Origin of the sequence: Brevibacillus sp. NRRL NRS-603 (genome assembly GCF_003013445.1) — a bacterium.
GTDB lineage: Bacteria > Bacillota > Bacilli > Brevibacillales > Brevibacillaceae > Brevibacillus > Brevibacillus formosus.
This window is the reverse complement of sequence record NZ_PXZN01000016.1, coordinates 272,599-290,909: the sequence shown is the minus strand read 5'-3', so window position 1 is coordinate 290,909 and position 18,311 is coordinate 272,599. Positions and strand designations below refer to the sequence as shown.

At 47.0% G+C, this 18,311-nt stretch carries 19 protein-coding genes and 1 riboswitch; of the genes, 7 read left to right on the top strand and 12 right to left on the bottom strand.

Annotated features, from left to right (window positions below; genetic code table 11):
• Nucleotides 1-37: 37 nt before the first annotated feature.
• Nucleotides 38-158, bottom strand: a riboswitch (SAM riboswitch).
• Between the two features lie 75 nt (nt 159-233).
• Nucleotides 234-692 (bottom strand): pyridoxamine 5'-phosphate oxidase family protein, encoded by a 459-nt coding sequence (locus C7R94_RS16600; RefSeq protein WP_047068401.1) that lies wholly within the window; start codon nt 690-692, stop codon nt 234-236.
• A 147-nt stretch (nt 693-839) separates the two neighbouring features.
• On the opposite strand from C7R94_RS16600, the gene C7R94_RS16595 reads away from it, so the two are divergent.
• Nucleotides 840-1,172, top strand: coding sequence for a DUF5665 domain-containing protein (locus C7R94_RS16595; protein WP_106782971.1), 333 nt, complete (start codon nt 840-842; stop codon nt 1,170-1,172).
• A 9-nt stretch (nt 1,173-1,181) separates the two neighbouring features.
• On the opposite strand, the gene C7R94_RS16590 is transcribed toward C7R94_RS16595, so the two are convergent.
• The 3 genes from C7R94_RS16590 to C7R94_RS16580 all read right to left on the bottom strand — a co-directional run bounded on the left by C7R94_RS16590 (nt 1,182) and on the right by C7R94_RS16580 (nt 3,379).
• On the bottom strand, nt 1,182-2,576 hold the full coding sequence (locus C7R94_RS16590) for a hypothetical protein (protein WP_106782969.1): 1,395 nt from the start codon (nt 2,574-2,576) through the stop codon (nt 1,182-1,184).
• 190 nt (nt 2,577-2,766) lie between these two features.
• Complete coding sequence (locus C7R94_RS16585) at nt 2,767-3,042, bottom strand: hypothetical protein (RefSeq protein ID WP_106782967.1); 276 nt, start codon at nt 3,040-3,042, stop codon at nt 2,767-2,769.
• 10 nt (nt 3,043-3,052) lie between these two features.
• On the bottom strand, nt 3,053-3,379 hold the full coding sequence (locus tag C7R94_RS16580) for a YlaH-like family protein (RefSeq protein ID WP_106782965.1): 327 nt from the start codon (nt 3,377-3,379) through the stop codon (nt 3,053-3,055).
• A 232-nt stretch (nt 3,380-3,611) separates the two neighbouring features.
• On the opposite strand from C7R94_RS16580, the gene C7R94_RS16575 reads away from it, so the two are divergent.
• Nucleotides 3,612-4,085 (top strand): glutathione peroxidase, encoded by a 474-nt coding sequence (locus C7R94_RS16575; protein ID WP_106782963.1) that lies wholly within the window; start codon nt 3,612-3,614, stop codon nt 4,083-4,085.
• Nucleotides 4,086-4,153: 68 nt separating this feature from the next.
• On the opposite strand, the gene typA is transcribed toward C7R94_RS16575, so the two are convergent.
• Nucleotides 4,154-5,995: a translational GTPase TypA gene (gene typA, locus C7R94_RS16570; RefSeq protein WP_047068406.1), complete on the bottom strand. Its 1,842-nt coding sequence runs from the start codon at nt 5,993-5,995 to the stop codon at nt 4,154-4,156.
• A gap of 139 nt (nt 5,996-6,134) precedes the next feature.
• Here typA and C7R94_RS16565 point away from each other — a divergent pair, with 139 nt between their 5' ends.
• On the top strand, nt 6,135-6,713 hold the full coding sequence (locus C7R94_RS16565; protein ID WP_106782961.1) for a YhcN/YlaJ family sporulation lipoprotein: 579 nt from the start codon (nt 6,135-6,137) through the stop codon (nt 6,711-6,713).
• Between the two features lie 79 nt (nt 6,714-6,792).
• Here C7R94_RS16565 and speD read toward each other — a convergent pair whose 3' ends face one another.
• Complete coding sequence (speD, locus tag C7R94_RS16560) at nt 6,793-7,194, bottom strand: adenosylmethionine decarboxylase (RefSeq protein ID WP_007723244.1); 402 nt, start codon at nt 7,192-7,194, stop codon at nt 6,793-6,795.
• Between the two features lie 325 nt (nt 7,195-7,519).
• Between speD and C7R94_RS16555 the strand changes: the two genes are divergently transcribed.
• Nucleotides 7,520-8,014, top strand: a complete 495-nt coding sequence (locus C7R94_RS16555; protein ID WP_106782958.1) for a GNAT family N-acetyltransferase — start codon at nt 7,520-7,522, stop codon at nt 8,012-8,014.
• Nucleotides 8,015-8,126: 112 nt separating this feature from the next.
• Here C7R94_RS16555 and C7R94_RS16550 read toward each other — a convergent pair whose 3' ends face one another.
• The 3 genes from C7R94_RS16550 to C7R94_RS16535 all read right to left on the bottom strand — a co-directional run bounded on the left by C7R94_RS16550 (nt 8,127) and on the right by C7R94_RS16535 (nt 10,404).
• Entirely contained in the window at nt 8,127-8,723 is a 597-nt protein-coding gene (locus C7R94_RS16550) for a hypothetical protein (protein WP_106782956.1), read from the bottom strand.
• A 346-nt stretch (nt 8,724-9,069) separates the two neighbouring features.
• Nucleotides 9,070-9,576 (bottom strand): DUF4446 family protein, encoded by a 507-nt coding sequence (locus C7R94_RS16540; protein ID WP_047068411.1) that lies wholly within the window; start codon nt 9,574-9,576, stop codon nt 9,070-9,072.
• Between the two features lie 228 nt (nt 9,577-9,804).
• Entirely contained in the window at nt 9,805-10,404 is a 600-nt protein-coding gene (locus C7R94_RS16535; protein WP_106782954.1) for a hypothetical protein, read from the bottom strand.
• Between the two features lie 231 nt (nt 10,405-10,635).
• Between C7R94_RS16535 and C7R94_RS16530 the strand changes: the two genes are divergently transcribed.
• On the top strand, nt 10,636-11,271 hold the full coding sequence (locus tag C7R94_RS16530; protein WP_106782951.1) for a YktB family protein: 636 nt from the start codon (nt 10,636-10,638) through the stop codon (nt 11,269-11,271).
• Nucleotides 11,272-11,355: 84 nt separating this feature from the next.
• Here C7R94_RS16530 and C7R94_RS16525 read toward each other — a convergent pair whose 3' ends face one another.
• On the bottom strand, nt 11,356-12,360 hold the full coding sequence (locus tag C7R94_RS16525) for an NAD(P)H-dependent flavin oxidoreductase (RefSeq protein WP_255576961.1): 1,005 nt from the start codon (nt 12,358-12,360) through the stop codon (nt 11,356-11,358).
• A 121-nt stretch (nt 12,361-12,481) separates the two neighbouring features.
• Between C7R94_RS16525 and C7R94_RS16520 the strand changes: the two genes are divergently transcribed.
• Together C7R94_RS16520 and C7R94_RS16515 are read left to right on the top strand one after the other, a co-directional pair.
• Nucleotides 12,482-13,954, top strand: coding sequence for an aminotransferase class I/II-fold pyridoxal phosphate-dependent enzyme (locus C7R94_RS16520; protein ID WP_047068415.1), 1,473 nt, complete (start codon nt 12,482-12,484; stop codon nt 13,952-13,954).
• Nucleotides 13,955-14,074: 120 nt separating this feature from the next.
• The gene (locus C7R94_RS16515; protein WP_106782946.1) at nt 14,075-16,012 is read left to right on the top strand and encodes a beta/alpha barrel domain-containing protein; all 1,938 of its coding nucleotides are present in this window, start codon (nt 14,075-14,077) and stop codon (nt 16,010-16,012) included.
• A gap of 69 nt (nt 16,013-16,081) precedes the next feature.
• Here the strand turns inward: C7R94_RS16515 and C7R94_RS16510 are convergent, their stop codons facing one another.
• Together C7R94_RS16510 and C7R94_RS16505 are read right to left on the bottom strand one after the other, a co-directional pair.
• On the bottom strand, nt 16,082-17,986 hold the full coding sequence (locus C7R94_RS16510; RefSeq protein ID WP_106782943.1) for a hypothetical protein: 1,905 nt from the start codon (nt 17,984-17,986) through the stop codon (nt 16,082-16,084).
• A gap of 107 nt (nt 17,987-18,093) precedes the next feature.
• A complete protein-coding gene (locus tag C7R94_RS16505; protein ID WP_015892158.1) occupies nt 18,094-18,219 on the bottom strand; it encodes a GapA-binding peptide SR1P in 126 nt (41 codons plus the stop codon).
• Between the last annotated feature and the right edge of the window lie 92 nt (nt 18,220-18,311).

Below are 18,311 nucleotides of genomic sequence, written 5' to 3'. Positions count from 1 at the left end.
GAAAGAAGGCTTTGTTTACGTCACCGTAAGCAAATCCTTCTCATCTTTCAGAGTTTGATAACTCTGCAGGAATTAGCACCATTATCTCCCTGTTAAAAATACAGGTGATTGGTTGCCGGGCATCATCGGGCCAGTCCCTCCGCCGCTCTGGATAAGAAGATTGCTATTCAATTCGATTGACCCTAATACTAAAGGATCGGCAGGATTCCTGTCAACAATTTATTTCCACCCGATTAATTTGCATCTTTCAAGGCGGTCATAACTTGATTGTCCAGCTTCGCTGCTGCGTTTTTGTCATACGTTTTTTCATACTGAGGTTCTACGGAAATTCGGGAACCGTAAAACATAATATCACGAACAGCCTCAATTTTAATCTCTGCCATGGCCAGCTTGAGTGGAACACCTTCCAAGCGGTCAGTTTTGACAACAGCACGACCATTAATGGCGAAAGACGAGCCGGCACCAATCAAATGGAGGACAACCTGCGGTTCCTTCTCAATATTTGCCAAAATACGTGAGCGATTATCCACGGCAAAACGAATCGTATCGGCGCTGACAGCATACGTCCAGGACAAGGAGCTGAGCGATGGTGCCCCTGACTCATGGTCTACTGTGCCCAAGGTAACAAAACGCTCCTTTTGCAAGAGCTTAAATAAATCTTCGGAAAGAGATTGGGAAACAGTTTCAGCCATTTCAAAGCCTCCTAACAAACGTTTTGTACGTTCATTGTACCCTTCGCCTAGCTGATAGGCAAACGTTTCCTCTCCACCTTGATTCTGGTTGTCTTTTTCCCTAGACTGGAAGGTAATCATACCGAATGATGGAAGGGGTTGGACAGGTTGTCGCCTACAGACCGCCTCATACAGCAAATTGATCAAGTTCTTGAAGAGCTTCAGGAAGTTCGAAAGGTAAATGAGCGAATGCATAAAATTGCGATGTTCTTAGAAGATATCCGACTAGCAGATGTCATCCAAAATTACACAGCCCCGCGCAAGCTCCTCTGGATCAATTTCCTAGCAGGTCTCGCCCGGGGTCTGGGATTGACGATTGGTACTGCTATCGTTTTGGCTTTCCTCGGCTCTCTTTTGACGCAATTTCTATCGATCCCCATTTTGGGGGATTACATCAGACAATTGGTGGAGTACGTCGAGACTTACAAGCAGCAGCCTTAATGATAGAGACTAGTCTCTGTCCTCGTCACGATCGTCATCGTCGTCATTGTCATGATCGTGATCGTCATTCGATTCCTTACCGTGCTTTTTCCAATAACCATATGCGTTGCCATTGGGATGCTTATCTTTCTGCTTCCCTTTTTCTTTTTTCTTTTTGTCATCATCGTCTTCATCGTCGTCTGTTGGCTTCACAGGCTCGACAATGACTTTAGTGCTTAATGCAACGTCAGCTTTCTTAACCAGCTTATCGTCTTCATATAGTGCGAATTGAATGGTTTTGGCGCTAAAGGAACGATCCTTGTAAGACAACGTCAAAGAAAACTCACCTTTGTCATTCGGTTCAATCTCTTTTTTCTTCCCGTCAGGAGCGATCACAAACAGCTCAGTATCGTCCTTTTTATTCCAGCCGCTTACTGTCCCTTTTACCTGAATGGACTTGGCGGCAGGATTGTTTACAGCAGTCGCCTTGATGGCATATTCGGTCGCTTGATCCTTGTCAGGAGCGTTAACGATTTCTACCTGAACGGATTCGGAATCAACTTTCTTGCCATCCTCGTAAACCTCGATCAGGGCTTTTTGATCTTTTGCTGCTTGTACATCCTTTACTGAAACAGTAAAGCTGCCTACGCCATCCCACAGCTTCTTCACGTTTGCGTCTTTTTTCACACCATTATAGGTGACAGTTACTTTGTCTGCCCCCTGCTTGACAATTCCTTTTACTTTTAATTCCTTCTTCTTCGCATCCAATACAGACATCGTATGGATGATCATTTCCTTATCTTCTTCTGCTTTTGGAACGATCTTTACCTTTTCGCTATCGACCAGCTTGCTGCCTTCGTAGGCACTCACGGTTATATATGGCTCATAGGATGCATCCGGCGCTTCAAAGCTGACCGTAAAAGAGTGCTCATTGGTTGGAACGACTTCAATAATGTCGGAATTAGGCTTTTTCACAACCACCTTGGTGACATCCGAAGTCACAATCCCCTTTATGTACACTTTGTCATTTTCCGTCTTGGCATTTACGCTCACGATTTCTTCAGCGTTCTCTGTCAGGCGCACTTCCAGCCAAATATCGCTGTAGTACTCGTTGTAGATACGCTCCCACTCCGTTTTGTTTTCTTCCATATACGTTTGGAGCTTTGTATTCAAGTTGATTTCATCTACAATGATGTACAAGTGATCCGCTTGATTTTTCAAGAGCATGTTCAGTGTGGTTGGATCATTTTGGGCAAGTTCCTTAAGATTGTAGCGTGTGACCTGCTTCCCCTCGTCATTCATGACTACCTTCGTGGCACTTGGGCTAGCAATCGAGCTTGCATTGGCAAAAATCGGCGTCAAACAGCCAAGAATACCTGCCGCTGTCACCACTGCTAATACGGGCTTGGTCATGTACTTTTTCAATGGTAGTTCCCCCTTCTCGTCTGTCAAAATCCCCCTGTTTGCTTGGGGCATGAATATTGACGGGAAATCATTTTCAAAAGTTGCATCATCCAAGAAACCACGTCTTATTACCTACGAAAAGCACTTGAAACAAAAAAACTCCACCCAACTTCCGAATCATTTCGGCAAGTGGAGGGGAGTTTTTGTCCCGTTAGTTGCAGTTGTACTTGGGTTCACTTTCAATCGCGACCAACAAAGCTTCGACTGATTCAGCAGGATATCGCACTTCCATGGACTGTGAATCAGCGCTCCCAAATAGCACGTACCAGCTACCTTCCTGACGATAGCCGATATCGCTCATTTGATGATCCTCATGCAGTAATTGCAAGAAAAAAGCAGCAGTATCCAAAGCAGAGCGGTCCTCTGGTCTCGCATCGGCAACCACTTGAATTTGGAGCCAATTAAAAAGTGCATCTTCACGCTTCACGCGGTTCTCCTCACTTTCGCCCAGTTTGCTCCGGTTTGATCCGTACCTTTACAATCACGAGAATCGCGATCGCCACCAGCATTGCACTTTTCACAGGTAGCTGCACATCCAAAATAGCGAAAATGAGAGCTCCAATAAATAAAAGGATGTACAAGAGCACGTTTTTCAAAATAGGCATACGGATACGGGTAGCAAAACCAAGATAATAAACAATAATTAATTCCACAAACAAAATCCAAGCCCGATATTTATCAGCCCATATGCGAAAGCTGTCATATGCTGTGAGCTGATCTGGATTCGTTGCCACATAGGTTGATGCGATTTGTATCCAGTCCATTACTTATCTCTCCTGTCTTCAAGCGGTGAAACTCCTAGCGCCTCACATGCCATCTAATAGGCGGAATGAAATGAATAGTCACTCCTTTTTTTCTTAGGAAAACGCTATCTTTCTTACTTTATCAGGTGGTGGATTCTGTGTCAAAAAACGGTAGGCCCTTCCATGTTGCTGGCATGATTTTCGCCGTACATGCTATGATGAGGATATGTCAGTAGAAAAAGGTGGGAATAAGATGAGCTTGTATGATATTGCTGTCAAAACGATTTCCGGTGAAGAAAAGACACTAGCCGCCTTCAAAGGGCATGTCCTGCTAATCGTGAACGTCGCCAGCCAATGCGGCCTTACCCCTCAATACAAAGGGCTACAGGAGCTGTATGAGCGCTATCAAGATAAGGGTCTGGTCGTTCTCGGCTTTCCTTGCAACCAGTTCGCTGGGCAAGAGCCAGGAACAGAAGAAGAAATCGCAACGTTCTGCGATCGTAATTACGGCGTGACGTTCCCTCTATTTGCGAAGGTCGATGTCAATGGTCCTGGTACTCACCCGTTGTACCAGTACTTGAAGGAACAAGCTCCGAGCGAAGAAAATCCAGATATCGAATGGAACTTCGCCAAATTCCTCGTGGATAAAGACGGTCATGTCGTAAAACGCATCAGTGCTCGTACTCAACCCGAAGAGCTCATCTCAGATATCGAGAGTCTGTTGTAAGGACAAGTCCAAACAAAAACGCCACTTCATCCCCAAACAGGATCAAGTGGCGTTCTTTACTTTTAATCTTACGCTTGCGGTTGTGCTTCCCAGCGTTTTTGCTTCTCATAGCGCTCACGATCTGATTTGTTCAGATATTTTTTGCGCAAACGAACGGATTGAGGTGTTACTTCGCACAGCTCATCGTCGTTCAGATATTCCAGTGCCTCTTCCAACGACAACATGCGAGGAGCCTTCATTTTGACAGTCTCATCCTTGGTCGCAGAACGTACGTTAGTCGCATGCTTTTCTTTACATACGTTAACAGTCAGATCGTTGTCGCGGTTATGCTCGCCCACGATCATTCCTTCGTAAACTTCTGTACCTGGTTGAATGAACATCGTTCCGCGATCTTCTACGGACATCAAGCCGTACGTGGTAGCTGTTCCTGTCTCGTGGGAAATGAGTACCCCTGCGTGACGTCCTCCTACCGCTCCTTGTACAAGCGGACGATAGCTGTCGAAGGAGTGGTTGAGAATACCGTAACCGCGTGTAATCGTCAAGAACTCTGTACGATATCCGATCAAACCGCGGGATGGAATAATGAATTCCAGACGAACTTGTCCGAAACCGTTGTTGATCATGTTAACCATCTCGGCCTTACGTTGACCCAATGTCTCCATAACTGCCCCTGTGTATTCCTCAGGCACATCAATGATCAGCAGCTCCGCCGGTTCCATTTTTTGTCCATCGATCATACGAATGATAACCTCAGGCTTGGACACACCCAGCTCAAAGCCTTCACGACGCATGTTCTCTACCAAGATGGACAGGTGCAATTCACCGCGTCCAGAAACCACATACGCATCTGGCGAATCTGTTTCATCTACACGCAGAGATACATCTGTCTCCAGCTCAGCCATCAGACGATCACGCAGCTTACGGGAAGTCACGTGCTTACCTTCGCGACCAGCAAACGGGCTGTTATTCACGAGGAACGTCATTTGCAGAGTAGGCTCGTCAATTTTCAAGAGTGGCAATGCCTCTGGATGATCAACGTGGCAAACCGTTTCCCCTACGTTGATATCGTCAATACCAGAAATCGCTACGATATCTCCCGCTCTTGCTGTTTTTTGTTCAACACGTTGCAGACCGGAGAAACCGAACAGCTTTTGAATCCGCGCTTTTTTCACTTCGCCTTCGCGAGTAGTAACGGATACCATTTCATTCACACTCATCGTTCCGCGATAGATGCGGCCAATCCCGATACGACCCAAAAAGTCGTTGTAGTCCAGCATGGTTACTTGCATTTGGAGCGGAGCAGATTCGTCTGCGTCAGGAGCAGGCATATGCTCTATGATGGTGTCAAACAGTGGGCGAAGGTCGCCTTCCAGCTTATCTGGCTCAAGTCCTGCAATCCCTTGCAGACCGGAAGCATATACGATTGGGAATTCCAGTTGGTCTTCCGTCGCATCCAGATCAATGAACAGGTCGTACACTTCGTTGATAACTTCTTGAGGACGTGCATTGTCGCGGTCTACTTTGTTCACGACAACGATAGGGGTAACTTTTGCTTCCAGCGCTTTTTTCAATACAAAGCGCGTTTGTGGCATACAGCCTTCGAAGGCGTCGACGATCAACAGAACGCCATCCACCATGCTCATGATACGCTCAACCTCGCCACCGAAGTCAGCATGGCCTGGTGTATCCAAGATGTTAATCGTGAAATCTTTGTATGTGACAGATGTGGTTTTCGCCAGGATGGTAATTCCACGCTCGCGCTCCAGGTCGTTAGAGTCCATCATTCTCTCTTCTACCTGTTGGTTCGAGCGGAATGTGCCCGATTGGATCAAAAGTTTGTCAACCAGCGTGGTTTTTCCGTGGTCAACGTGGGCAATAATTGCAATGTTGCGTATGTCAAGACGCTTCATGTGAACCTCCTCTATTATGCATACCTTCCATATTAACAGGTAGTGAAACGCGGCACAATGGGCAGTTTTTTACGGGAGCCACTTCCTGAGTAAGGGACTTTATTTTCGTCATACTAAGGAAAATGGAGGTGGCAGACATATGAAACGGTACGGCCCGAAGTGTTTGGTTGGCTTGCTTATGCTTGCAACCATGATGACCGGATGCGCAAACTCGAGCAGCCATCCAAAAAATCAAGCGCACACACAAAGTACCACCTATCAACAGGCCCCAGGTGCCAGGACAAGCCTCGCTCATGATTATCATGCCAACACTGACGGAATCAATGCCCGCAATTATCAAAAAGGCTATACGGTCAATGGTTTCAATCAGGATTTGGCTGAACAGCTCACCTTGGCCGCAGATGAGGTGCCAGGTGTGGAACGTGCTACTGTTCTCGTGAGTGGTACAGATGCAGTCATCGGAATTCGTGTTCGGAAAAATTTTGGCCCAGAGCAAACGAGCATAATCGAACAGCAAGTCCATTCAGCCGTTCGTTCACGTGTTCCGAATTTCTCGATCCAAGTAGCCTCCGACGCAGCCACCTTTGACCGGATTCGTGCCATCCATGCAGATATTTATGAAGAAGCGACGCATCTGACGAATCAGGTCAATACATCCACGGAATTTCGTTCTCTGCTCCAGGATATTGGCCGCAGAATTCCTACTGTCACTCCATGATGACAAATATGAATCGAAGCTCCATATAAAAGAGGTGCGGAATCAGTCCGCACCTCTTGAAAACTTTTCCATTTGTTACTTACTTTGCCGCTTCAACCAGTTTCATTTCTGGCTCAACAACTTGCAGTTCACCCAAACCACGAACTAATTTCTTCGCGTAAGTTTTTTCCGGCTTCAGCACGGATACCAAGTAGTCGATGGCGATTTGCGGATCAACGGTTTCCCCACACGTGTAGCAATCCAGAGCAGCAAAGCCGCGCTCAGGATACGTATGAATGGACAGGTGGCTTTCCGAGAGAAGAACCAGTACGGTAGCACCCTGAGGAGAAAACTGCTTCGCTTGCACACTCAGTACCGTAGCACCGCATGCCTCAGCAGCCTCAATCATTTCCTTTTTCAAAAATTCTGCGTCGTTCAACAAATCAAACTGAACTCCCCATGTGTCAACAGCAACGTGTCTTCCGAAAGTCGAATATTCCATCTTTCGGTTCCCCCTTCCTAACGAGTGTAATGTTAAACATCGCTAGGACCTGCGTCATTCACTAACGGGGGCGGTTTCCGTTGTTATCCACCCTTTAAAGTGAATCCTGGTTCCTAATCCTGTTTCCAACGAAAACAACAATACCATGCATCGGCCTAGTTTGACAATACCCTTTTTCAATAATCCATAATAACATTACAAATAGGCTGCCGGCTGTCTCTACAAAAATGGCGAGCAGACGTTGCTGTAAGTGGCTTTCACCTATTATGAAATATGCTAAACTTTTAGAAATGCACCAGAATGGAGAGGGAGAGGATCGCCACACATGATTACTATCCGTAATGCCAAAGCAGAAGATTTGCCAGAACTAATTGCCATCGAGCGTCTTTGCTTCTCACCAGAAGAGGCTGCAACACAGGAAGCATTTGAGAAGCGTATCCGCTTGATTCCTGATAGTTTTTTTGTAGCGGAAGCGGATGGGGTCATTGCGGGTTTGATCAATGGCCCCGTCATCGAATCCCCCTTCATTACCGATGATCTTTTTCAAACGATTAAAGAAAACCCGGCATCTGGCGGACATCAAACCATTTTAGGCTTAGCGGTTTCTCCCGCTTTTCAAAATCGCGGAATCGCCTCCATGCTCCTAGCACACTTGGAAGCCTCCGCGAAAGAGGCTGGTCGTGAGACGATCACGCTTACGTGTAAGGAAAATTTGATTGGCTACTATGAAAGCCATGGATACCTGAACAATGGTGTTTCCAGCTCGGATCATGCTGGGGCAATTTGGTACAATATGAGCAAGCCATTAAAGCTTCGCTAAGTGAAGAGCAAATAGTAAAAGCGGGCACCTCTTGATTCGAGGAAACCCGCTTTTTGTTTTTCGCTGCCGGCTCTTATAAATAAAAAAGGGCGCCCCAGGCACCCTTCGTTCACTAAACTTCTAATTCAAATAGACGTCGCGATAACGTTACTAATCGAACATCAATTGCTGGAAGTTTTTCTGGGGCAGTTCTCTTTGCCCAATTACGCAAATCCAGCCATCGGTCCGTTTCTTGACGTAAGGACTCAATCTCCTGCTCGCTGCCATCCTGCTGGAACAAAGCCTCCAGCTCGTTGACCATGTGCAGAGAGTTATTTTCAAAGATGGACACTTCTTCGTCTCCGGTTAGCTCCTGAATGCTCACAACCGATCCTTGATCGTAGTGATACACCATTGTGAAGCCGTCGTAAATCCGGTGGACAATTCCATAGCCTCGGAACGCTTTCATTGCTTTTCTCATAGCATTTGCCAGCTGCCGATCTTGGATCAGATACGAGCTGTCGCATGAGTAGCGGCTGCCAACCCGACAGAAATTCAATTGAATTTCGCCATTCTTGTCATTCAAAATTACGTCACGATCGCCATTGTCACACACTTTGACTTGGACAGAAATGTGTTCATTGGTGAAAAGCGAAACGAACTGGTTCAGCTCTTCTTCATTCACCGTAAAATAGGCCTTGGCGTAATTAGTTGCTAAACGCTGTGCCATAAATATCTCCTCAATTCTTTTGGTTTGCATGGGCCGAGTACGACCGAACAGTTATCCAAATCAGAGGAGATACGCTAAGTGTCAACAAAAGAACGCTGTAGAACCTGGCCTTGCCCCGCGAATCGAAAATCGATTTGGGTAATGAAGGCGGATCACCTACTTTTTGTTTTTCGCAAAAAAGCCATTTTTGACATCTTTATTATACCTCAGATGCCCTCAAAAGTCTTGAGCAAAATAACGATGAATTTTAGCAAAAAACAGGAATATCCGCAATCAGCCGCAGGGAAATGAAAAGAACTCCCTGATTCATTCAAATTCTTGCTGTTTCATTGAAATTCAGAGGGACTTATATCCCTGTGGTTGAGGTCATCGCTTTTTTGATCGCAGCCTGTTCTTCTTCAGACAAATGGTAGCTCGATGTCCCTTGCTCAAGCGGCTTGGCGTACACGCGAGATTCTTCTCGTCCAAAAATGCTGGTGATCACGACGCCGTTCCCAGCGTCATCTGTTACCGCCAACGAAAAGCTAAGATCACTGCCGACATCCCCGAAGGCATTGTAACGGATAATCGCTACTTTGCCGCATTGCGCTGCCATTCGTTGTGACAGACGATTGATGGCAAACTGCTGATCGCTATGCTGCTTTTTCATTTCCTCTACCTGATCCAGCAGTCTGTGCAAGCCTTCCTCGAGATTGGCTCCTCCCGTCCCTGTCATAATCCGGTTGATCGATTTCCTCAATCGACTAATCCGGACAGACTGCATAATCACGATCCATAACAGGATCAGTGTCAATGCGATGACGGCTAAAAGCAGGATCGCTACATTGGGGATTTGTGATAGGAATGCTTCCAAAACTTTTCTTCCTTTCCGGCGCGTGCGTAAATATGCTGTCAAAAACCTTCTTTATTGTACAACCGTCGGGCCTCCCATTCAAACAAGTCTTTTCACAAAAACAACAAATACGAAATAGACGACTTTCCCACCAAAAAAAGCGACACCCTCATTTGTTTGAGATGTCGCTTTTTCATTCCGTATTGGTTTGTGTCAAACTCATCGTCCTTTGGCTATCCTCCAGTCTGCCTACGCTTCCAAAAGCAACATTTCCCGACGAAGCTGTTTTAATCGCTCTGTGGACTGCTTCATTTGACTTTGGTCTTTGGCTTGCATCGCGTCATACAACGTCGCCAGTTCATAATCCAGCTCCAGACGCAGCACCGGGATGCGTTCTTCCGAGTCACGTCGCTTCATCGCAGCAATTACCTGATCCATCGTTACGTTGCAAAATTTTTCATAGATCACTTTTTTCTCAGCTCCTTTTAATTCCACTATTCTGATAACTTCCCCGTACTGGATTTGCTTCAGCAAGACACACTCTTCAAAAGTGACCTTGATCATGGCATGCCCTTTAGCCCGCTCTACGAAGTGGTACAGGACGAGTGCCACCCGAGAATCATTGACAGGAATGCCTGCAATGTGCAGCTTATAGGACCCATTTAAACGCCGCATTTTCCAGTCGGATCGGCCATCTGTGGTGTTCACGAGGAGGTGAAACTGCTCGGGAGATTCTTTCCACGTGACGCTCACCCCTGCTTCCACCAGGGCCTGCACCATCGCGTGCAATGTTTTGCGGTCAAACCAAACTGCCAAATGAAAATACTCCAACTCCATGCCGAGATTCATCTTCTACAGGCCCCTCCCGTTGACAGAATACTCAGATATCATTTTCGCCGCAAGGGAGTGAGTGGTATATCATATTATTCAGGCTTTGGTTTTGCTATTCATAAATCTCGGCATGTATTTTTTTCCTGGATGGTATGATATCATATGGAGGATTCCAAGCTCCCTTGACAGGGACGATCGCCCTTTTCTTTCCTGTGGGGTTCGATGATGCTTAAAAGAGGTGTTTGTTACATGCCAACGTTTCCAGGCTTTCGTCAAGAAGATTTTGATGTTTTTGCCATTGATGGACTGGATGCTCGGATGGACGCGATCAAAACTCATATCCGTCCCAAATTCGAAGTACTCAGCCAACACTTTGCGCCTTTTCTCTCCGTAGCAACCGGGGATGAAATGTTTACGCACATAGCAAAACATGCACGCCGTACGGTGAACCCACCAGCTGATACGTGGGTTGCCTGGGCTAATGATAAACGCGGTTACAAAAAACACCCGCACTTTCAAATCGGCTTGTGGGGAACACATCTGTTCGTTTGGTACGCGGTAATCTACGAGTCTCCTTCCAAAGAGATCATCAGCCATGCGTTCAACAAGCGTCTAGATGAGGTTATCGCGATGGTTCCGGAGCATTTTCACTGGTCCCCAGATCATATGCAACCAGCAAGTACGTCTCAAAAAGAGCTGGGCAAGGCTGGCGTGAAAAAGCTGGTGGACAGGCTTGCACAGGTAAAAAAAGCGGAGTTGCTCTGTGGAATTACCATTGACCGCCATGATCCCATTCTGGCAGACGGAGAAGCATTGATGAGTCGTCTCGAAGAAACATTTGGCGTGTTGAGCAAGCTCTATACATTAGGAAATTCCCGTGGATAGAACGCCTACCGCTTTCTTTAGTTAAGTTATATGCAAAAGAACAGGTCCGCTTTCATTTGAAAAACGCAGGCCTGTTCTTTTGTTTTAGGAAAAAGACCGCAGTCGATCCAACGACTTGTTCACATCGCCAAACATGCGGTCAAACAATTTTTGGACACTTGGCACATCTTCAATCAATCCAATAACCTGACCAGCCCAACCAAATCCACGTTGGCTGTCGCCCTCATAAATAAATGTGCAATTGTTCTCTCCACTGATGAAGCTCTTTAACTGCTCGTAGCCTGCCCCTTCTTTTTCCAATTGGAGAATATGATCAGAGCCTGGTGTGCGAACGACCCTTGCAGGTGCCCCCAGTGTGCGCTTGATAACTGCGGTATCGTGTTCCGTTCCAGCAACCAACGCCTCTTTGTAGGCAGAATGCGCATGGACACATTCTTGCGTCGCAATAAATCGCGTCCCCATCTCCACACCTTCTGCACCAAGTGCAAGGGCTGCCAAAATTCCCCGACCATCACCGATCCCACCGCTAGCTAATACCGGAATTTTCACGGAATCCACCACACGCGGAATTAAAACAAACGTCCCGATATCATCTCGTCCCAAGTGCCCCCCGCCTTCTTGACCAACAGCCATTACAGCATCCGCGCCAATCGATTCGGCTTTTTGTGCTTGGCGGGCAGACGCAACCAAGACGAGCTTTTTGATGGGATGACCATCGAGTCTACGCAGCAGCGGCTCTGGATTGCCTCCTGTTACCGATACAGCTGCCACTCCTTCTTCAATCGCCACATCCAGCATTTCTTCATACGGCCGACCATGTTGTCCAATCGCATAGTTCACACCAAATGGTTTATCCGTCAATGTACGAACCTTGCGAATCTCCTCCCGCAGTGCATCCGCCGATGGCAAGGACATAGCCGTAATTTGACCGAGTCCCCCCGCATTTGACACAGCCGCAGCCAAGTCTGCGTAAGCCAAATAAGCCAAGCCACCTTGAACAACTGGGTATGCTATTTGAAGTAGCTCCGTTACTCTCGTTTTCATCCTTTTATCACCCCGTGTAAATGACCTTCTCGGCTTACAGGCCAAACTCCTGCCATCACAAGTAAACCTGAATAAAAATTCGCTTGCTTTCCCCCCCTATTTTGCTATACTCAATTTGTTTGTTTTTCCCCTTATTATTCTTGATTAGTAAAGTGAGGCGATCGTAGTGAGACAAATGAAAACTCCTTTGTTCAGCGGGTTGTTGGAGCACGCCAACCGGAACCCGATTCAATTTCACATTCCGGGCCATAAGAAGGGTATGGGTATGCATCCGGCATTTCGCGAGTTCATCGGGGACAACGCTCTTTCGATAGACCTCATCAACATTGCGCCATTGGATGACTTGCATCACCCGAAGGCAATGATTAAAGAAGCACAAGATTTGGCAGCCGAGGCATTCGGCGCTGACCATACATTCTTTTCCGTGCAAGGTACAAGCGGTGCCATCATGGCAATGATTATGGCAACCTGCAGTCCTGGCGACAAAATTATCGTACCGCGTAACGTGCACAAATCGATTATGTCGGCGATTATTTTCGCTGGAGCAATCCCCATCTTTATTCACCCTGCCATGGACGAGCGTCTGGGTATTTCTCACGGAATCACAGTGAAGGCCGTACAAAAAGCACTGGATGCTCATCCTGACGCTGCTGCCCTGTTGGTGATTAACCCAACGTACTTCGGTATTGCAGGTGACCTGCGCGAGATCGTTCGGGCTGCCCATAACTATGAAATTCCTGTATTGGTCGACGAAGCTCATGGTGTGCATATTCATTTTCACGAGGAACTGCCTATTTCGGCCATGCAAGCAGGTGCCGACATGGCAGCGACCAGCGTACACAAGCTGGGTGGCTCTTTGACTCAAACGTCGATTTTGAATGTACGGGAAGGACTTGTTGATGTCGATCGAGTGAAAACAGTCATGAGTATGCTTACGACGACCTCGACTTCTTACATCCTACTCGCGTCATTGGACATGGCGCGTCAGCATTTGGCCCTCAACGGGAAAATGCTCGCAGATCAAGCGATGGAACTGGCAGCAAAAGCACGCGATATGATTAACGAAATCCCGCGCATCTACTGCGTCGGCAAGGAGATTCTTGGAAAGCCTGCGACTTTTGCGATGGACCCAACCAAGCTCCTCATCCATGTACGCGATCTTGGAATCACTGGATGGGAAGTCGAAAACTGGCTGCGTGACAAGTACAACATTGAGGTAGAGATGAGCGATCTGTACAACATCCTCTGCTTCGTTACTGCCGGAGATACGGAAGAATCCATCCGTGCGCTGGTAAATGGCTTGCGTGATTTGTCCGTTGAATTTTCGCATGTACAAGCAGAAGACAAGCCGACGATCTCACTGCCGAATATCCCTGTGCTGTCCACCACCCCTCGAGAAGCTTTCTATGCAGAAACAGAGACGATTCCGTTGGCGGAAGCAGCAGGTCGAGTCATCACTGAGTTCATCATGGTGTATCCTCCAGGCATCCCGATCTTCCTTCCTGGTGAGGTAATCACCGAGGAAAATATCGCATACATCCAGGAAAACATTCGAGTCGGGTTACCCGTACAAGGTCCTGAAGATGAGACACTGAAAACGATCAAAGTCGTAAAAAGACAAACCGCCATTTCTGGCTAAGCGATCCAAACCGAAAAACGGCTGCCTCTTTCACGAGAGAGCAGCTTTTTTTATTTTTTATGCAAACATTTTGAGATAAGATGCAATTGGGAAAAATCAGGAAAGGTGGGCGATCCTTCCATGCCAGACTGGTCGTATCAAACGATGTTTCGGCCCCTTCTCTTTCTCATGCCACCCGAACGGGCCCGGTCGATTACCTTGCGGTCAATCGGCACTTTGGCAAAAATTCCGGGTGGTCCGTTGATCATCGAATGGATGGGACATATGGTGCCTCCCTCGCAGCTCTCCAAAACTATTGGCCCAGTCACGTTCCCTACTCCAGTCGGTTTGGGTGCCGGATTGGACCCGGAATGCATCGCCATTCAGGCGCTGTCCAAATTCGGCTTCGGGTTCCTAGAACTGGGACCGGTGTCCATAAAACCGATCGATTCGCACGGCACCGTGCAACGTGACATTGCCGCGATGAATATCCATTATTCCAGTCCACTGGTAAATAATGGTATACATACCCTTCAGAGGCGCCTGGAGGGGGCTTCTGGCATCAATATTCCTGTCGGAGTCAGATTGGCCCCCCAACCAAAAGCCAGCCTGAGAGAAGCCACAGAAGAGCTTCAGGAGCTGATCGGCAAATTGGAGCATTTTTGTTCGTTTTTCACGATTGATACACGGGCGAATATTGGACTGCCAGAATGGAGCCATACAGCGTGGGCAGAACATTTTTCCTGTTTGCGTCACCAAACGGATCTACCACTCTTGCTGGCGATCCCTCCCGGCCTTGCAGAAGCAGAAGCACTCCCGATTCTTGCCTCGGCAAAAGAAGCAGGACTTAACGGTCTCGTTGTCGCTGGAGGCATCATTCAGGAAGATTCACCAAGCGTGAACAACACTGTTTATATCACGGGGAGGAGTTCACACGAGCAAGCGGTCAAGTTTGTCTCCTGGGCACGGGAACAGTGGCCAGATGCCCTTATCATTGGATCAGGCGGGATTCTGGAGCCACAAGATGCTCTGACCTTTCTTGCAGCGGGTGCCAATTTTGTGCAGTTGCACAGTGGCTTGGTCTATTCTGGCCCCGGCTTGCCAAAACGAATTAACGAAGCCATCTTGCAAACACAGCCAGCCACTGACCCTCCTCAAGAAAAGCGATCTGCTTTTTTATTTCCTTCATGGGTATGGGGAATCTTGTTGGGCGTGGGCATGATGATCGGCGGGGCACTTGCATGGCTGATCGCCGCAACAACCGTCGTCCTTCCCTACGACGAACGCTTTCTCGGGATGTCAGCCGACCAGCTTGCGCTCTTCAATGCGCAAATCCTCTCTTTTATGTCTCACGATCGGATTAGCCTGGCGGGAACGATGATCTCCATAGGAATTTTGTATAGCCAACTGGCTTACCATGGCCTGCGCAAAGACATTCACTGGACTCGGATCATCCTGCTCGTCTCCGGTGCTGTTGGATTTTCCAGCTTCTTTTTATTTATTGGATACGGGTACTTCGATTACTTACACGCGATTTTAGCACTCGTGTTGTTTCCCTTGTTTCTGCTTGCAATACGAACACCTGCAAAGGTTCATTTGACTCGCTTACCACCTCAGCTTCACAACGATCGGGATTGGCAAATGGCTCTATGGGGACAATTGCTCTTTGTCATCATCGGATTTGGTTTGACAGGGGCAGGTCTTATTATTTCGATCATTGGCGTCACTGGTGTCTTCGTTCCTTCTGACCTCGTCTTTCTCTGTGTGTCTGCCGATACCTTGCAGTCTTACAATGAGCGATTAATTCCGGTCATTGCTCATGACCGCGCTGGCTTTGGCGGGGCTTTAGTTTCGAATAGCCTGGCAGTCTTGCTGATTAGCCTTTGGGGGATCAGGCGAGGAGAAGCGTGGATTTGGTGGACCTTGTTTTTAGCAGGCATTCCAGGCTTTGTTTCTGGCATAGGCATACACTTTACTGTTGGCTATGTTGATTTTATTCATCTCTTGCCTGCTTATGTAGCCGTCATTTTATTTCTCGTAGCACTCGTACTTTTGAAGCCGCATTTATGCCGGACGTAAAAGAAAACAGACGAAAGAAATCCTTTCGTCTGTTTTTCTGTTAGGGAGCCTGACTCGATTTATTCAGAATCAGTCCTCGTCTTTTTCATCATCTTCATCGTCATCTTCGTCGTCATCACCCGGAGCGAATGCCAACGTGTAAACGTAAGGATCTTTGTCGCGATCATCTACCCATACAATGCGATTTCCACCCATACGCGGGCTTTCTATCTCCGCATCGTCATCCCACTCGATATCGCTAAATGATCCCTCTTCGAAATCATACAGCTCGAAGTAGAACTGCTTTGCTTTCCCGGACAGACGATTGTCTTCGAATAAAATCATATTTCGTGAAGCCTGTGGATTTTTCTGGTCACCTTCCGTATAGCGCAGCAGCGGATTGACTTTTTGACGGTCGATGTTGTAATAATACAAATCCCAACCCGTTTTGGAATTGCCAGTATCTTCGCTCCAAACCACGAAATCATCGCCAATCTCGGCTTTCTCTACTTTTACGTTTTTACGAATTTCTCTTTCTCTCTCTCCCTCGATATCGTAGAGAACGATCGTTGCATTCTTTTTGCCCTCTTCGACTACCCAGGCTGCATAGTCCTGATAAATATCAACGCTTAACGGTTCACTTTTCAGCCTTGCTACCTCAGTATGCTTTCCAGTAGACAAATTCGTGATGAACACTTCTGCTCTGCGATCGACATTGACCCACAATAGACGCTCTCCGTCGATTTCATAGAACTTCTCACTTGGCTGTTGATCATCATCTTCGTTTGTAATCTGCGTTTGGACGCCTTTACGAATATCGTAGGAGAAGAGTGCGTCTTCACGCTGATCATACCAAACAACATAGCGAGAACTTACGACAGGGCGAGTAGCATCGTGATCTGGGTCACTGATGGCTTTGCTCGTTCCGTTTACCATATCGTAAAGGACGATGGCATTGTTTTTCTTAGACTTGGATACATAAGCGACATAACGATCGTGACCCGCTGGATCACTAGGATCGCCGCCTACATTGCCCAGCGGAACTTGCTCTTTTTCGTCCAGATCATACAGGTGTAGCTGGAGCTTTTTATTACTGTCCTTTTTGGCATACAAAACGTAGTCACCATAAATTCTCGGTCCTACATTTCCATAAAGGTTGGAGTCAATCTTCTTTTTAGACGATTTATCGACGGTACGATAGATCAGATCATTGCCCTCAGCATACACATAATCGTCTTTGTACGTATGTACAAATTCTTTGTCGTTTGAACCGTTCGTCAATTCTTTGTTTCTGCCGTTGCTAATGGTATGCACGTAGATTTGATTATAGGAGCGATTCTCATACAAAATTTTATTTGTGGAAAGAGTAGGACGCCCTTGATCGCCTTTTTGGACGACAGCCGCCTTTTCTTCCTTGGCTTTGATATCGTAATAGTAAATATCGCCGTTGCCATCACGTTCATCTTCCCATGCGACATACGCATCGCTTACCACTGGGTTGCTTGCTTTTCCGCTCGCAGATACGACCTCCGTATCTCCTGTAGAAATTTTGTACAGATAAACATCCCCGTTATCTGTCCAGACAACGTTTTTATCCCCGATCTCTACACCATCGACAGAAGCCGCCCCGTCTGACAAGCGGGTTTCTTTTTGTTTCGCAATGTCATACAAGTAGACGTCCGAACCTCCGTCACGGGAGTCGATCCACACGACATACTCACCATCGACTTTTGGATTCGTCTTTTCAGATTCCTTGTCGCCAATTTGCGTTTGCGTACCTTTATCGAGATTGTAAAGGGTTACGGTTTCTTCCCCTTCCACCATCCACACGGCATATTTTTTGGAAATGTCATAACCGGCTCCAGAAATTTCAGGCTTGCTTGCGTCGATTTTTTCTTCATCACCAATACTGTAAGCAAGCGCCGGTGTCCCGCTCCACAGAGATGTGACCAAAAGTGCAGCGGCCAGCATTCCCTGTATCGGTCTTCGCTTCATGAAACAATTCCTCCTTTTACAACGATTTTCACACTTCTCCATTATCCTCCATACGGAAAAGGTTGTCAAAAAAAACAGGCCTCAACATAGGCCTGTCGACTATTATTTTATTCTTTTTCCTGTCTTTCACCAGGTCGGCAGTCACAGTTGCACACCGCATAAAGCGTTTTCACTGAGTTACTTTCAAAATGCTCGATGATGGTTCCGCAAGTCTGACATACGATAGTTCCCATCTATGTCCCCTCCGCATTCAATTGATTCACATATTCCTATAAATGTTATGTTACATTCATCTTAATATGCTACACCATTCGGAGTCAAGATG